Source organism: Bradyrhizobium sp. ORS 278 (assembly GCF_000026145.1).
In the GTDB taxonomy this organism is placed as follows: domain Bacteria; phylum Pseudomonadota; class Alphaproteobacteria; order Rhizobiales; family Xanthobacteraceae; genus Bradyrhizobium.
In genome coordinates, this window is sequence record NC_009445.1 from 3,159,623 (window position 1) to 3,175,273 (window position 15,651).

The following is a 15,651-nucleotide window of genomic DNA, read 5'->3' on the forward strand; positions in this document are numbered from 1 at the left end:
GACTGTTGATTGACACTCGTGACTCAGCACGCGCCTGACTAAAGACTGCTGCAAGCATCGGCCGCAAGACGCCTCGCGGAAGAAGGCGCGCCGGCCTCTCAAGGAGACGAGCAATGACAGTACGTGCGATCCTCGACACCAAGGGCCACAAGGTCGAGAGCGTCGAAGCTCAGACCACACTCGCCGAAGCCGCCAAGCTGCTCGCAGATCGCAAGATCGGCGCTGTCCTGGTCATGTCGGGCACGCGGATGGAGGGCATTCTCTCCGAGCGCGACATCGTCCGCTCGCTCGGCGAGCGTGGCGCCGGCGCACTCACCGAGCCGGTGTCGAGCGTGATGACGCGGCGCGTCGTCAGCTGCCGGCCGCAGGACACGGTGGCCGAGATCATGGAGATGATGACCAACGGCAAGTTCCGCCACCTGCCGGTCATCGAGGGCGGCCTCGTCGTCGGCCTGATCTCGATCGGCGACGTCGTGAAGTGGCGCGTCCAGGAATATGAGAACGAGCAGGAAGCGCTGCGGCAGTACATCAAGACGGCGTAGTCCCGCCGGCCGGCGCGGTCGCGCCGATCGCCTCATGGATCGAATCCAGCGCTCGTTCGGCCGCCTTGGTGCCGAACGCGATGAGATCGGCCGCGCGATGAAAATCGAACCAGCCGATCTGGCCGACGCGCGGCGAGATCAACAGGTCCGGCGGATCGCCGGCGAGCCGCGCGCGGGTGATACGGTCCTGCATGATGTTGAAGGCGTCGACCATCACCGAGGAGATCCCGGGCCGGCCGCCGCCGCCGAAGAACTGCCGCTTTACCGCCTTCTCCGGCGAGAACAGCTTGCCGAAGCGGCGTTTCGGCGGGGTGCTCTCGATCACCGTCTCCGGCACCTCGACCGGCTGGCCATGCGAATAGATCGTCGTCGAATGCGTGAACACGTCGCTGGACAGATTGGCGGCAATGACGATCTCGGCGCCCAGCGCGCGCGCCGCCGACACCGGCACCGGATTGACCATGGCGCCGTCGACCAGCCAGCGATCGCCGATCAGGACCGGCGCGAAGATACCGGGCAGAGCGTAGGAGGCGCGCATCGCGTCGACCAGGCTGCCATGCGTCAGCCAGATCTCATGCCCGGTCCGGATCTCGGTCGCCACGGTCGCGACCTTCATCGGCAGCTCCTCGATGGCGACGCGGCCGAGCGAGGCCTCGAGCTGCGCTGCGAGCTTCTCGCCGCCGATCAAGCCGGAGCCGTTGAGGCGGATGTCGAGATAGCCGAGCACGCTGCGCATCTGCAGGCTGCGCGCCCATTCCTCCAGCGTGTCGAGCTGGCCGGCCGCGTAGGCACCGCCGACCACCGCGCCGATCGAGGTTCCGACGACGACGTCTGGCACGATCCCATGGGCCATCAGGGTCCGGATCACGCCGATATGGGCGAAGCCGCGCGCCGCGCCGCCGCCGAGCGCCAGCCCGATGACCGGCTTGCGGATCGTGCCGAGCCCGACATTGGTACCATCTCCGCTCTGGCGGCGTCCCATCAGCATATCCAGCACCGTCGTCTCCACGCTCACGCCAATCGGCGACGTGCGGTCCGCCGCCGCGGCCGCGTCGTCGCCCCGTCTGCGATCAAGCTAGCAGAAGCATCCTTCATGCCGGTTGACGGGCGGCGCAGATGCCGTCGATTTGATCTTCCGGGCAGCGCAGGAGCGCGGCCGGCGGCCGTGCGGCCGGTTGCGATCGAGCGCAGGTTGCGGCGTTACGGTTACTGGATCAAAGCAGCAGAGGCTTGAATTTGCCCCGTTTTCGGTCAAAAGCAGGATGATGACGACAGGGCTTGGGTTCCCCAGATTCCGGCGTAGCGGGCGGCTGTCCTGGCCTGTCCTTGCCGTCGCATGCCTCCTCGCCACGTCGCCGGCGACGGCGCAGTTGTTCAGCGATCGTCCCCCGCCGATCCCGCCGGCCTCGGTGCCGGATCCCGGCGCCGCCGTGAGCCTGGCGCCGCCCTCCGGTCCGGCGGCCGGTCCGGTGCCGCCGCCCGCACCGCAGGCCCTCCCAGGGCCGCCGGTCGCCGCCATTCCGCCCGCCGCCGTTCCCCCCGGGGCTCCACCGCTGGCTACGCCTCCGCCGGCCGCGGTGCCGAATCAGGGCGTGCTGTCGTTGTCGGCGCGCTACGGCAAGGATCTGCCGAACATCAATGGCGGCCTGGTCTGGCGCGTGTTCGCCGACCGGCCCGATGAGACCGGCACGTTCAAGATGCTGCGCGAGGATCGCGGCCCCACGCCCAACATCGTGCTGCCGCCCGGCAATTACGTCGTTCACGTCGCGCTCGGCCTCGTCAGCGCGGTCCGGACGGTGAACCTGAAGGCCGAGACCGACCGCGAATCGTTCCTGCTGCCGGCCGGCGGGCTGCGCCTCGAGGGCCGCGTCGGCAGCACCAAGATCCCGCAGAACCAGATCTCGTTCGCGATCTACAAGGGCAGCCAGTTCGACGGCCGCGAGCGCGCGCCGATCGTGCCCAACGTCGCGGCCGGCGACATCCTGATGCTGCCGGAGGGGACCTATTACATCGTCTCCAACTACGGTGACGCCAATGCGGTGGTCCGCTCGGATATCCGCGTCCAGGCCAGCAAGCTGACCGACGTCACCGTCACCCACCGCGCCGCTGTCATCACCCTGAAGCTCGTCTCCGACAAGGGCGGCGAGGCGCTCGCCAACACCGCATGGTCGGTCATCAACCCCGGCGGCGACGTGATCAAGGAATCGGTCGGCGCCTTCCCCAAGGTCGTGCTGTCCGAAGGCGACTACCGCGCCATCGCCAAGAACGAAGGCAAGGTCTTCGAGCGATCCTTCAGTGTCGTCAACGGCGTCGACGGCGAGGTCGAGGTGCTGGCGCGCTAGGCGCGCAACCCAGCCAAGCATGTCGCTGCCACGTCGTAGCTGCGGCTGCGTTGCCCGGATGGGCGCAGCGATATCCGGGATCTCACGCGCAGTCCGTTGAACCCGCATGTCGCTGCGCTCATGCGGGCACGACAGCGCCCATTTGAACGCGATCTCTCTCCACGCGTCATTGCGAGCGTAGCGGTAACTGCCCAGGTACCCGACCTCATCCCTTGACTGACCCCATGCGTTTGTGAGTCAAGGTATGGATGAAGCCACCGCACTCATTGTCGGTTGATTCGCTGCTGGCCCTGATTGGGGAGTTGCAGGCGCGCAACCTGATGCTGGAACAGCAGAACGCGTTGCTGTTGGCCCGTGTGGCCGATCTGGAGCGCCGGCTTGGTCTGGATAGCTCCAATAGCAGCAAACCGCCTTCGAGCGATGGGCCGGGCCAGGGTCCGCGCCGGACACGCAGCCTTCGCGAGCGAGGGGTGAGGAAGCCCGGCGGCCAGCCAGGTCATCCAGGCAAGCACTTGAAGCGGTCGGACCAGGTCGATCATACAATCATCCATCGCCCCGCCACGTGCAGAGGCTGCCAAGCGGCGCTGGGCGAGGAGCCGTTGGACTTTGTCGACAGCCGTCAGGTGTTCGATCTGCCGGCGCCGAGGCCGCTGATCGTCACGGAGCATCAGCGCTATCGTTGCACATGCAGCGGCTGTGGCGCAGTCACGACGGGAACGTTTCCCACGGAGGTCAAGGCGCCAGCGCAATATGGCGCACGGTTGTCCGCCGTGGTGACGTATCTGTCGGCTGGACAGTTCCTGCCTGAAGATCGTTTGGGACAGGTCCTCACCGATCTGTTTGGCGTGACTGTCTCGGCCGGCACGATCGGGCAGATGATCGCCCGTGCCGCCAGTCGGACGCGGGATTTCGCTGCGGCAGTCTGCGAAGAGATCCGCGGAGCACCGGTCAAGCATCTGGATGAGACCGGGTTTTGGGTGGGTGCCACGCCGCAATGGCTGCATGTCGCGGGCACCGCCGGGATCAACGGGCTGGTGCATTATCGCGTGTCCCAAAGGCGCGGCGAGGTGCTGACGCAAGCGGCGCATATCGTGATGCACGACCACTGGACATCCTATTTTCAGATGCCGGGGGTCACGCATGCGCTGTGCAATGCGCATCATCTGCGCGAGCTGACGGCGCTGGTGGACATCGACGGCGAGGCCTGGGCTCGACGCATGCGTACGCTGCTCCGAGACCTGTGCCATGAGGTCAATCTGGCGCCGGAGCGTCCAGCCGGCCAGACAGGTGCGCTGCCTCCCGCCAAAATCCGCACCGCCGAGCGGAAGTATGACCGTATCATCCGCGCCGGCATCGCCTGGCACGAGGCGCTTCCCGCACTGCCGCGCGATGTCAAACGCGGACGGATCAGGCGGCGCACCGGCCATAATCTCCTGCTGCGCCTCAAGCTGCACAAAGAGGCAGTGCTACTGTTCCTGCGCAACCCGGCGGTGCCGTTTACCAACAACGAGGCCGAGCGCGATGCCCGCATGATGAAGTTGCGGCAGAAGATCTCTGGCGGCTTTCGCACCTCTCAAGGCGCGGACAACTTCGCAACGCTACGTACCTTGATCGGCACCGCTCGAAAGCGCGGATGGAACATGCTCGAAACATTGTCCGCATGCCCAACACAGCTCACCCATAAAATCCGCCTCGCTTGACCGAGCGGGGACCTGGGCAGTTACGCGTAGCGAAGCAATCCAGGGTGGCGGGCGGGACTCTGGATTGCTTCGCTGCGCCGCTGCGCGCGCAATGACGAGGAGGTTCTTGGCGGGAAGATTCGCGCCGCGAGAGCGACTGTCCGTAGAGCTTGTGAGCCAATTTGAGTTCAGGGCTGAGTTTGCGACGAGGGGGCTGTCGCCGCGGGATAGCCGTTGTGGGCGGCTCTGTGCGGCGGATTGTCCCGGAGGATCCCTCGGATGCCGCTCCCGGCGACTATGATGCTGCTTTTTGACAGGCGATGAGGTGCAATCCTTGCAGAAGGTTGTTGGTGAACGCGTACCAGCTCACGACGGCGCGAACCTTGTCGATGCCGCGTACCGTCACTTGCCGGAGGTCCCAGTTGCGCCAGCGGGCGTGGATGCATTCGCACAGCGAGCGGAGCTGATACTGAGCCTTGCCGGCTTCGCTCGCCATGCGCGCTCGCCAGGCCGCCACACCAGGGCCATCGGTATCTCGGGGCAGATAAGGATCAACACCGCTTTTTTGCGAGCGCGGCGGACAGTAGATCTCGATGTTCTGGCCATGCGCCCATTCGATGTCGTCGCCACGGCAGTATCCGCCATCGACGAGGTAGCGCCTGGGCAGGCGTTGCAGCTTGTCGCGCAGCCGCTCCAGCATCGGTCGCATCAGGCCGCCGTCTGATCCGTTGTTGTCGATGTCGATTGCGACCACGATCATCGCAGCTGCAGCGCTGACGACCTGCACGTTGTAGGCGGGACGGAAGCCGGCATCGGCCATCTTCATCCGCCGCGCCTGCGGATCGGTGGTGGAGGCCCGAGGCTCCTTCGGCTTCTTGCCGTTACCGCCTTTTTCCTCGAGCTTCTGGCGCTTGCGCTTGATCTCCTCCAGCGCCGCCTGCGCCGCTTCGACCTTCTGTTTATGCTCGCGTGCGGCGCGCTCACGCGCCGCGCGGATGCGCCGGTTGCTGGCTTCTGGATCTGCATCGACTTCCCGCTTGAGCTCTTCCACCACCTCCGTTGCTTCCGCCAGCTTCTGCTGCAGCCTCGCTTCGCGCCGGAACGAGCTGGCCCCCGCATTGGCGCGGATCCGCACCCCGTCCTGTGCCAGCGTATCGAGATCGACCAGCCCGGCCTCGCTCAACGCCGCCAGATGTTCGCTCATCAGGCGGTCGAGCACATCGGCACAGCCGACGCGGAAGTCCGATAGCGTGTGATAGTTCAGCGATACCCCGCCACACAGCCAGCGATAGGCATCATGGCTCTCGCACAGGCGATCCAGCGCCCGAGCACTGCCGACGCCGTCGCTGGTGGCATAGAGCCAGAGCGCCAGCAAAAGGCGTGGCGACGGTGCCGGATGACCAGGCCTGTTCTCCCGCGCCTTCACTCGGTCTTCCAACTCGCTCAGGTCGAGCGTCTCGACATAGGTCCAGATCATCCGCGCCGGATGATCCTGCCCGATCAGGCTGTCGATATCGACCGCGCGCAGCTCGACCTGGTTGCGCTCCGGAACCCGCAGACGAGGCGCACCCTTCGGAAGCTCCCGCGCTTTGGGACCCGACTGCTCCGGCAATCCATCGAAAAGCTCGTCCTTAGCCATCATGACCTCCAGCAAACCGCTCCGCTCAGAGAATCATAGTCAGCGAGAATAGGCATCGAAAGATTCACAGCCTCGTAGGGTGGGCAAAGGCGAATGCGAGATCCTCGACGGGCGAGCCCGTGAGTGGCGCCGTGCCCACCATGTTGCAGCGGGACGCGCTGATGGACGGTGGGCACGCTGCCGCCTCCGGCGGCCGCTTTGCCCACGCTACGGAGCCGTCATTGCGAGTGCTGACGCGAGTGCGTAGGGCCGTTGTCACCTTGCTTCGATCGACGCGCCAGCGTCTCGTGGGACCGGTGCTCGGTCCTGCAAAAGTCCCGTTCCGGCCAGGGTGAGAACTCTGCGGATGACCTCGTTCAAATCGTCGTCGCGCACGACCTGGCGGTCGATCAGAAGCAGTCCGAGACCGTGCACGAGCGCCCATAGAAACAGACCGGCGATGCGCACGTCCGTGGCGGGCAGCCGCGCCTCGAGGCTCGCTTTCATGATCTCGTAGCTGCGCGCCCGCAGCGCGCGGATCGCGTTGCTGTGCTGTGAGACTTCCGGAAAACCTTCGCCGAACATCAGCCGGTAGAGCGCCGGATTGGCGCGCACGAAGGCGATATACGCTTCGCCATAGCTGAGCAGCGAGCCGTTCGGGTTCGCCGGCGCGGCGGCGAGGCACGCGGCGAGTTCGGCCGCGCCTTGCTCGGCGAGGCCGAGCGCGATGGCGTCGCGGCTCGGAAAATGATGATAGGCGGACGGCGCCGAGACGCCGACCCGGCGCGAGATCTCGCGCAGGCCGAGGAATGACGGCCCGCGCTCCTCCAGCACCTCGCGCGCCGCGGTCAGAAGCGCGTTGCGCAGGTCGCCATGATGATAGGTCTTGCGCGGCTTCTTCGCTGGCCTCGCCATATGCCTCGTTTCCGGTCAAATCTTTACAGTGTTAGAATTATGCGTTATCGCGTCGTGGCGCGCAACCCGATGGCTCGGGATGGAAGGGAACGATCGTCATGCAGAAGGGACAGCCCAGCCGGACCGCCTTCGGAGCGGCGATCCTTCGCGCCGCGCATCAGACCGTCGATGGCGCGAGCATCTTTGCTGATCCGCTGGCCCGCGTGCTTCTCGGCGACGAGGCCGACGCGCTGGTGGCGGCCGCATCCGTGGACGAGACGAGACAGCAGCTCAGGCGCTTCATCGCCGCGCGCAGCCGTTTCGCCGAGGATACCCTGGCCGCGGCGGTGGCCCGCGGCGTTCGCCAGGCGGCGGTGATCGGCGCAGGCCTCGATACGTTCAGTCTGCGCAACCCGCACCAAGGCGGCGGGCTGCGTGTCTTCGAGGTCGACCATCCGGACACTCAGGCCTGGAAGCGGGAGCGCATCGCCGCAGCCGGCCTTGCTCTGCCGCCCTCGCTCATCTTCGTGCCGGTCGATTTCGAGCGGCAAAGTCTCGCCGATGCGCTGGCCGGTGCCGGCTTTCGAACCGACGAACCCGCCTTCTTTCCCTGGCTCGGGGTCGTGCCCTATCTTCGGCGCGAGGCGATCCTGGCGGTGCTGCGATTCATGGCCAGCGTGCCCGCCGCGGAGGTCGTGTTCGACTACACCGAGCCGCTCGACAATTACGCTCCGGCGCGGCGCGCCCATGTCGAAGCACTCGCCGCACGCACTGCCGCGATCGGCGAGCCCTGGCTGAGCCGGTTCGATCCTTTGGATCTCAACGGCGAACTGCGCGCATGCGGCTTCGACGAGATCGATGATTTCGGCCTCGCCGAGATCGTCGGCCGCTATCTCGGCGCGTCCGTCGGCGGAGGCGCGAGAGAGGCAGGACCGCATGTCGTGCACGCGCGGCGCGTTCACTAGGGCGGGACGCCAGCCGTCGTTGACGAGGCGACACACAGGCTATGCTCTGTGTGTCTGCCCGGCGGGTTGATTTGTCGCAGTTATGAGTCCTTGCGCCGTCGGGCAAATCGGAACGATCTTTCCGGGCATCCCATCCCGGGATGAGGGGCGTATCGCGGTCGTCACGGCACGCGGGGCGGGGAGGCGGTGGGCGTGGTGGATCGCAGCGCGGGTTGCTCGCGCGGACGAACGGTCTCTCACGCACGGTCAAGTCGCGCGGTCCTGATATCCCGATGCTGATATCAACCTCATATCGATGCTCGCGCGTCGTGCGGGGATGGTGGCCCGAAAGCCCGGCGCACCAGGGAGAACGCGAAGCAGCCGTTAAAGCCATCGCGCAGGGAGGGCCGGGTCTGTCCGGCTGAACCTGTGGTACCTGCCGCCTGAATTTTTTTCGCAGGCGGGCCACGAGCCTCAGTCGAGGTCCGGTCCTCCCTGCGCCCTCATCTGATCGAGGGCAGCCATGACGCATCACCCGGGCGGATGACACGCCGCGGGAAGCGTCGTCACACTTATTAGTTGAAGATCGTCGCAATGAGCGCAGGACGTCAAGTGCAGGCGATCAGCCGATGCTGAGCCACTGTCATAGTCTCTAAAGCGCGCTAACCATGGAACCACTTCGAACTGTCATATTCGATCGTGACCGCTGCACCGCCATTCTGGATTTACAGCTCATTAAAAACAAATCTGCTTGGAATACCGCTACGAGCAGCTGGCGATTGAGCAAGATCCGATGAGTCCCGCGAAGAAGAAGACGTCCGCGACGGTCAGTAATGATCTGTTCGACGACATTCCGGTGCTCAAGCGCAAATGGCACGCGGCGTTGAAGCCCGGCCAGAGCCTGCCGCGCTACGAAGACGTGATGCTGGGAAGCCTCGGCCGTCTCGCCGACCACGTCGCGCTGCTGCGGGAGGAGGATGACAGGCTCGAAATCACCCGCAGCGGCCGCTACGTCCAGCAATGGCTGCAGAACGATGGCTGGGATATTCCGGTCGAATCCGTCTCGCCGGACTGCGCGACCGTGCTGACGGAAGCTGCGATCTGTGCCGTGACCAGCTGCAAGCCGCATCTATCGACCGCCTATTGCGTGCGCGATGGCATGGTGCGCACCTATGACGTGCTGGCGCTGCCGACCAGCTCGCGCTGGGGCAGGACGCTGGTCGGCACCTACATCAATGAGCGCGCCGCGCAGTACAATCTGCTCGATTCGATCTTCTCGACCACCGAGGACGGCGTCGTCTCGCTGGCCACCATTCGCGACAGTGCCGGTGTGCCGTGCGATTTCCAGGTGGTGCATCACAATCAGTCCGCGGCCATCCTCCTCAAGCTTTCGCCGGCCGAGCTGCAATGGCGCCGGCTGAGGCAGGGCGGCACGATGCTCGGCACGGCGGACGTGCTCGCGCGATTGTTCTCCGTCGTGACGCACAGCGGCCGCGACCAGTTCGAGCTTGATTGCGACGATCGCAATCTGCGCCTCGGTGTGCACGCGTTCGGCGACATTGTGTCTCTCACCGTCTCCGATGTCACCGCGCTGAAGCGCCGCGAAGCGTCGTTCCGCCTGCTGTTCGATGCCAATCCGCTGCCGATGGGTATCTTCGATACCGAGACGGGGCGCATCCTGAAGGTCAACGCCGCCGCCGCCGCGCATTATGGCTACGACCGCGACCGGCTGCTCGGCATGACCATCTGGGAGCTCTGGCCGGAGAGCGAAACGACCGACCTGGGCGAGGCCATGGCGCGGCTGACGGCGCGCGACGATTTCCATCGCGAATGGCGGCACTATACGGCGGACGGCTCTCTGATCGACGTCCTGGCCTATGGCCGCAGGATCTCCTACGACGGCCGCGACGGGTTTCTGGTCGCCATCGTCGATATCACCGAGCGCCGCAAGGTCGAGGCCCGCATCGCGCACATGGCGCATCACGACGGGCTGACCAATCTGCCGAACCGCGAATTGTATCAGGAGCGTCTCAGGCAGGCGCTGCAGCCCGGACCTGGCGGCCCCAAGCCCATCGCGGTGCTGTGCGTCGATCTCGATCTTTTCAAGAATGTGAACGACTCGCTCGGTCATCCCATGGGCGACCGCCTGCTGCAGGCGGTGGCCGACCGGCTTCGGGAGCGCGTGCATGGCGGCGACCTGGCGGCGCGGCTCGGCGGCGACGAGTTCGCCGTGATCCTGGCCAACGCGCCGTCACTCAACGAGGCCAGCGATTTCGCGGCCGGGCTGATCCAGGCGTTGAGCGCGCCCTACGAGATCGATGGCCAGGAACTCGTCATCGGCGCCTCGATCGGCATTGCGCTCGCGCCATCCGACGGCTCGACCAGCGAACAGCTGATGAAGAACGCCGACATGGCGCTGTACCGCGCCAAGGAGGAGGGTGGCGGCGTGCACCGCTTCTTCGAGAAAGACATGGACCTCCAGGCGCAGAAGCGACGCGACATGGAGCACGACCTGCGCCATGCCTTCGCGGAAGGCGAGTTCGAGCTGTACTACCAGCCGCTGGTCGAGCTTGCGACCAACACGATCTCCGGCTTCGAATGCCTGCTGCGCTGGCGCCATCCGGAGAAGGGTATGATCTCGCCTGCGGAGTTCATTCCGGTGGCCGAGGACATCGGGCTGATCGTGCCGCTCGGCGAATGGGTGCTGCGCGAGGCTTGCCGCGAAGCGGCGACATGGCCGGATGATATCAAGGTCGCGGTGAACCTTTCGCCGGTGCAATTCCGCAGCCGCAACCTGGTGCAGGTCGTAATGCAGGCGCTGGCCCAGTCGGGGCTGCAGCCGGCGCGGCTCGAGCTGGAGATCACCGAGTCAATCCTGCTCGCCGAGACCGAGGCCAATCTCGCGACCCTGCATCAGCTGCGCGCGCTCGGCATCCGCATCTCGATGGATGATTTCGGCACCGGCTATTCCAGCCTCAGCTATCTCCGCAGCTTCCCGTTCGACAAGATCAAGATCGACCGCTCCTTCGTCAAGGATCTGGCCCAGCGCTCCGACTGCCTCGCCATCGTCCGCGCCATCTCGGGCCTCGGCAAGAGCCTCAACATCACGACCACGGCGGAGGGCGTCGAGACCTCGGATCAGCTCGACTGGCTCCGCGCGGAGGGCTGCAACCAGGTCCAGGGCTTCCTGTTCAGCGCGGCGCGCCCCGCCTCGGAGATCGCGGGGCTGCTGGCGCGGTTCGGCGCGAGAGAATCGAGGGCGGCGTGATGCACCGATGTGTAGCCCGGATGAGCTCGAGCCTGCGCCCGCAGGGCGAAGGCTGGAGCGATATCCGGGTTCTCATCGGCTGCGTGTGTGACCCCGGATATCGCTTCGCTCATCCGGGCTGCAGCAGCTGGCGCGCTTCGGCCGAAGAGCATCGAGAACGGCGTAAGTATATGACGGCCGCCACACCCTCTCTGGTCGTCCCGAAGAAGCGTGCCGCGGGCACGCGCCGATCCGGGACCCATAGCCACGGAGCGATGTTGGTGAGGGGCAGTGCCGACCCAGAGTCCATGATCACACCCGCCGGTGGTTATGGGTCCCGGCGTTCGCCGGGACGACGGCCGACGCTGCGGCGATCAGAACCGCGTCACGATATCTGTCAGCGCGGGGCGCGGGCGGTCCTCGCTCGGCTTGGTCGGCTTGCCGATATGGATGAGACCGGCGAGCTTCTCCTCCGGCTTCAGCCCGAAGCCGTCGAGCACGTCGCGGTCGAACATGAACCAGCCGGACAGCCAGCAGCCGCCATAGCCGAGCGCGGTCGCCGCGGTCAGGATGTTCATGGCGCTGGCGCCGGCCGAGAGCTCCTGCTCGTAGGCCGGCACCTTCGGATGCGGCCTGGTGAAGCTGACGAGGCCGATCACCAGCGGCGCCTCCATGAAGCGGTTCTTCTCCACCTCGAGCTCGGCGGCGCTCGCTTGCGGGTTCTTCTTGGCGGCCACGGCTGCGATCACCTCGCCGGCGCGGCGGCGACCGTCGCCCTCGAACACGATGAAGCGCCAGGGGGCGAGCTTGCCGTGATCGGGCACGCGGGCGCCGATGGTCAGGATGGTGTCGATCTCGCTGGGCGAGGGGCCGGGGCCGCTCATCTCGCGCGGCTTCACGGAGCGGCGGGTCTTCAAGAGTTCAAGGGCGTCGGTCACGTCGGGGCATCTCGTTCGTTGGACGGCGAACAGATAGCATGCGGAACTGGCCGCAACGAGGCCAAGACCCCTCGATTTGATCGCTTCTACCGGTGCAGGCCTGTTCAAGCCCAACGCTGGTTCCGGCACACCATCATGCGCGATACGCGGCAGGTGCGGCTTTCTGTCCGAACGTCCCATATTCCGCAGCAAATTGTCGAACCTTGCGAAGGTCGGTAAAAACATAGTGCTGAGTGTCTTCCAGGGGCTGCTTCAATTGCACGATCTGCCATGCCGACGACCGCGATGACGCCAGCACCCGAAGCCGTCATGCGGCTGCGGCGCAAGCCGGGTTTTGCCCAGGCGATGCGGGCATCGACCGATGCCGCCGTCCGGCTGTACCGCGGTGATCGCATCCTCAATGCGCTGCTCAGCGACCGAGCGCGGGCGCTGTTTCCGCACGTCGCGCTGTATCTTCATCTCGCCCAGCAGCGCGACGGCGAGTTCGGTCTCACCGTCGGCGCCATGAAGGAGATGTGCGCCAGGCTCGACCTGTGCAGCGCAGGCCGCTGCGAGGCGATGCTGGCACTCATGCGCGCGACGGGGCTCGTGGCCGCGGCGCCGCATCTGGACCGTCGTCGGCGGCCGCTGGTGCCGACCGACAAGCTGTTCGCGCTGCATCGCGAGCGCTGGGGCGTGCAGTTCGATGCCATGAGCGCGGTGGTCCCGGCGGCGGTCACCTACCGCGCAGCACTGAATGATCCCGCCTTCGTCAGGACCTTCGTGCTCGAGCTCGGCCGCCGCTTCATCGCCGGTTTGCGCGTGCTCGACGGCGCACCGGAGCTGGAACCATTTGCCGAGCGCACCGCCGGCATGGTGATCCTGTTCAGCCTCGCCCAGGGCGGCGGAGCGGCGGAGCCGTTCCCGCCAGAGCGGCCCGTGCCGTTGTCCATCAACGGCCTGTCGACGCGCTTCTCGGTGTCGCGCAAGCACGTGCTGTCGCTGATCCGCGCGGCCGAGGACAAAGGCCTTCTGGCCCGCGGCGGCGCCGGCGACGCGGTCACGATCCTGCCCCGCGGACGCGAGGCGATCGAGCAGATGCTGGCGACGATGTTTCTTTACCTCGCCGAATGCGCCGAGGTGGCGCGGCAGGCTGCGGGCAGGGAAGGGAGGGCGACGAATGCGGTGGCCAGCCTGTCGGCCTAGCCATGTCGCCCGGATGAGCGCACGCCGAAGCCCGTCAGGGCTGCGGCGGGAGCGAGATCCGGGATCTCACGCATTGTTGCGGATACCCGCATCTCGCTGCGCTCATGCGGGCTACGAAGCGGCCTTCGCTCAGGCCGCCTCGCGCTGCCTGCGTCGCACGTCCGGCGGCGTCGCCTCGTCGACGAGCGCGGCGATGGCATCCGCGGTCGGCATCACCGTCTGGCCGTCGCGGCCGAGGCGGCGGACGGAGACCGAATGCGTCTCGGCCTCCTTCTTGCCGACCACGAGCAGCGCCGGGATCTTCTGCAGCGAATGCTCGCGGACCTTGTAGTTGATCTTCTCGTTGCGAAGATCGATCTCGGCCCGAAGACCCGCCCGGCGCAGCGCCGCCAGCACCTGCTTGGCGTATTCGTCGCCTTCGGAGGTGATGGTGGTGACGACGACCTGGGTCGGCGCCAGCCACAGCGGGAAGCTGCCGGCATAGTGCTCGATCAGGATGCCGATGAAGCGCTCCATCGAGCCGCAGATCGCCCGATGCACCATCACCGGCGCCTTCTTGGCGCCGTCGGCGTCGATGTAGAACGCGCCGAACCGCTCCGGCAGGTTGAAGTCGACCTGCGTGGTGCCGCACTGCCAGTCGCGGCCGATGGCGTCGCGCAGCACGTATTCGAACTTCGGCCCGTAGAACGCGCCTTCGCCCGGATTGATCTCGGTGCGGATGTGGTTGTTCTGCGCCTTGATCTCGTTCAGCACGGTCGCCATCACGCGCTCGGCATGATCCCACATTTCGTCGGTGCCGACGCGCTTCTCCGGCCGGGTCGACAGCTTGACCGTCAACTCGCCCTCGAACCCGAAGTCGGAGTAGGTCGAGAGGATCAGATCGTTGATCTTCAGGCACTCCTCGGCGAGCTGGTCTTCCGTGCAGAACACATGCGCGTCGTCCTGGGTGAAGCCGCGCACGCGCATCAACCCGTGCATGGCGCCGGAGGCCTCGTAGCGGTGCACGACGCCGAACTCGGCGAGCCGCATCGGCAGGTCGCGGTAGCTCTTCAGGCCATGCTTGAAGATCTGCACGTGACCCGGGCAGTTCATCGGCTTCAGCGCGAACCAGCGCTTGTCCTCGGCCTCGTCGCCGGCGGACTGCGCCGCGAACATGTTCTCGCGGTACCAGTTCCAGTGGCCGGAGGTCTCCCACAGCGACTTGTCGAGGATCTGCGGCGCATTCACCTCGTCATAGTCGCCGGCAAGACGCCTGCGCATATAGGCGATCAGCGCCTGGAAGATGCTCCAGCCCTTGGGGTGCCAGAACACGACGCCAGGGCCTTCCTCCTGGAAGTGGAACAGGTCGAGCTCGCGACCGAGCTTGCGGTGGTCACGCTTCTCGGCTTCCTCGATCTGCTTCAGATAGGCGTCGAGCTGCTCCTGCTTGGCGAAGGCGGTGCCGTAGATGCGGGTCAGCATCGGGTTGTTGGAATCGCCGCGCCAATAGGCGCCCGCCACCTTCATCAGCTTGAACGCGTTGCCGATCTTCCCCGTCGAGGTCATGTGCGGGCCGCGGCACAAATCGAACCAGTCGCCCTGATAGTAGATCTTGATCGGCTCGTTGCCGGGAATGGCATCGACCAGCTCGACCTTGAACGCCTCGCCCTTGTCGCGGAACACCTGCTTGGTCTTCTCGCGGTCCCAGACCTCCTTGGTGAAGGGCTTGTCGCGGCCGATGATCTCGCGCATCTTCTTCTCGATCGCGGCAAAGTCCTCGGGCGTGAACGGCTCGTTGCGGAAGAAGTCGTAATAGAAGCCGTTCTCGATGACCGGGCCGATCGTGACCTGGGTGCCCGGCCACAGCGCCTGCACCGCTTCCGCGAGCACGTGCGCGCAGTCGTGCCGGATCAGCTCCAGCGCGCGTGGATCGTCGCGGTCGACGAGCTCGAGCCTGGCATCCTCGTTGATCGGATCGTTGAGGTCGGCGACGTCGCCGTTCAGCGCCATTGCGACCGTGCGCTTGGCGAGCGAGGGCGAAATGCCCTTGGCGATGTCCAAGCCGGTGGTGCCCCTGGGATATTCGCGCTTGGCGCCGTCCGGGAAGCTGATGGTGATCTTCTCGACCGGAGCGGCGGGCTTGAGGTTGCTGAGGCTGTACTGGAAGCCGGACTTGGACTGGTCGGATTTCGAATCGGGGGATTTCGAGTCGGGCATTTTCTCTCTCCGTTAGCTCACTCCTGCGAACGAGCGCAGGTAAGCGGGAGCCTGGGGTATAGCAGG

11 protein-coding genes are annotated in these 15,651 nt (G+C 65.9%); 6 read left to right on the forward strand and 5 right to left on the reverse strand.

Annotated features, from left to right (window positions below; translation table 11 throughout):
* Window positions 1-113 precede the first annotated feature (113 nt).
* Entirely contained in the window at window positions 114-542 is a 429-nt protein-coding gene (locus BRADO_RS13875) for a CBS domain-containing protein (protein ID WP_011925963.1), read from the forward strand.
* On the opposite strand, the gene BRADO_RS13880 is transcribed toward BRADO_RS13875, so the two are convergent.
* Complete coding sequence (locus BRADO_RS13880) at window positions 529-1,539, reverse strand: patatin-like phospholipase family protein (protein ID WP_011925964.1); 1,011 nt, start codon at window positions 1,537-1,539, stop codon at window positions 529-531. The genes BRADO_RS13875 and BRADO_RS13880 overlap by 14 nt on opposite strands.
* A gap of 265 nt (window positions 1,540-1,804) precedes the next feature.
* On the opposite strand from BRADO_RS13880, the gene BRADO_RS13885 reads away from it, so the two are divergent.
* Both BRADO_RS13885 and BRADO_RS13890 read left to right on the forward strand, forming a co-directional pair.
* Window positions 1,805-2,884 carry a hypothetical protein gene (locus tag BRADO_RS13885; RefSeq protein ID WP_041756477.1) on the forward strand — a complete coding sequence of 360 codons (1,080 nt, stop codon included), beginning with the start codon at window positions 1,805-1,807 and terminating at the stop codon, window positions 2,882-2,884.
* Window positions 2,885-3,132: 248 nt separating this feature from the next.
* Window positions 3,133-4,584: an IS66-like element ISBrsp5 family transposase gene (locus BRADO_RS13890; RefSeq protein ID WP_011925530.1), complete on the forward strand. Its 1,452-nt coding sequence runs from the start codon at window positions 3,133-3,135 to the stop codon at window positions 4,582-4,584.
* Window positions 4,585-4,858: 274 nt separating this feature from the next.
* On the opposite strand, the gene BRADO_RS13895 is transcribed toward BRADO_RS13890, so the two are convergent.
* A complete protein-coding gene (locus BRADO_RS13895) occupies window positions 4,859-6,205 on the reverse strand; it encodes an IS1182-like element ISBrsp2 family transposase (protein WP_050781079.1) in 1,347 nt (448 codons plus the stop codon).
* A 252-nt stretch (window positions 6,206-6,457) separates the two neighbouring features.
* Window positions 6,458-7,096, reverse strand: a complete 639-nt coding sequence (locus BRADO_RS13900) for a TetR/AcrR family transcriptional regulator (RefSeq protein WP_011925966.1) — start codon at window positions 7,094-7,096, stop codon at window positions 6,458-6,460.
* A 98-nt stretch (window positions 7,097-7,194) separates the two neighbouring features.
* Between BRADO_RS13900 and BRADO_RS13905 the strand changes: the two genes are divergently transcribed.
* Window positions 7,195-8,040, forward strand: a complete 846-nt coding sequence (locus BRADO_RS13905) for an SAM-dependent methyltransferase (protein WP_011925967.1) — start codon at window positions 7,195-7,197, stop codon at window positions 8,038-8,040.
* A gap of 772 nt (window positions 8,041-8,812) precedes the next feature.
* On the forward strand, window positions 8,813-11,287 hold the full coding sequence (locus tag BRADO_RS13910) for a bifunctional diguanylate cyclase/phosphodiesterase (RefSeq protein ID WP_050781095.1): 2,475 nt from the start codon (window positions 8,813-8,815) through the stop codon (window positions 11,285-11,287).
* Window positions 11,288-11,640: 353 nt separating this feature from the next.
* On the opposite strand, the gene BRADO_RS13915 is transcribed toward BRADO_RS13910, so the two are convergent.
* Entirely contained in the window at window positions 11,641-12,204 is a 564-nt protein-coding gene (locus BRADO_RS13915; RefSeq protein WP_041756479.1) for a nitroreductase, read from the reverse strand.
* 270 nt (window positions 12,205-12,474) lie between these two features.
* Here BRADO_RS13915 and BRADO_RS13920 point away from each other — a divergent pair, with 270 nt between their 5' ends.
* Window positions 12,475-13,389 (forward strand): hypothetical protein, encoded by a 915-nt coding sequence (locus tag BRADO_RS13920; RefSeq protein WP_011925970.1) that lies wholly within the window; start codon window positions 12,475-12,477, stop codon window positions 13,387-13,389.
* A 129-nt stretch (window positions 13,390-13,518) separates the two neighbouring features.
* Here the strand turns inward: BRADO_RS13920 and thrS are convergent, their stop codons facing one another.
* On the reverse strand, window positions 13,519-15,585 hold the full coding sequence (thrS, locus tag BRADO_RS13925) for a threonine--tRNA ligase (protein WP_011925971.1): 2,067 nt from the start codon (window positions 15,583-15,585) through the stop codon (window positions 13,519-13,521).
* Window positions 15,586-15,651 lie beyond the last annotated feature (66 nt).

Excerpts from the sequence above, each read along its gene's own strand:
- BRADO_RS13875 (WP_011925963.1), top strand. The coding sequence starts at position 114 with ATGACAGTACGTGCGATCCTCGACACCAAGGGCCACAAGGTCGAGAGC.
- BRADO_RS13885 (WP_041756477.1), top strand. The coding sequence starts at position 1,805 with ATGATGACGACAGGGCTTGGGTTCCCCAGATTCCGGCGTAGCGGGCGG.
- BRADO_RS13890 (WP_011925530.1), top strand. The coding sequence starts at position 3,133 with ATGAAGCCACCGCACTCATTGTCGGTTGATTCGCTGCTGGCCCTGATT.
- BRADO_RS13895 (WP_050781079.1), bottom strand. The coding sequence starts at position 6,205 with ATGATGGCTAAGGACGAGCTTTTCGATGGATTGCCGGAGCAGTCGGGT.
- BRADO_RS13900 (WP_011925966.1), bottom strand. The coding sequence starts at position 7,096 with ATGGCGAGGCCAGCGAAGAAGCCGCGCAAGACCTATCATCATGGCGAC.
- BRADO_RS13905 (WP_011925967.1), top strand. The coding sequence starts at position 7,195 with ATGCAGAAGGGACAGCCCAGCCGGACCGCCTTCGGAGCGGCGATCCTT.
- BRADO_RS13910 (WP_050781095.1), top strand. The coding sequence starts at position 8,813 with ATGAGTCCCGCGAAGAAGAAGACGTCCGCGACGGTCAGTAATGATCTG.
- BRADO_RS13920 (WP_011925970.1), top strand. The coding sequence starts at position 12,475 with ATGCCGACGACCGCGATGACGCCAGCACCCGAAGCCGTCATGCGGCTG.
- thrS (WP_011925971.1), bottom strand. The coding sequence starts at position 15,585 with ATGCCCGACTCGAAATCCCCCGATTCGAAATCCGACCAGTCCAAGTCC.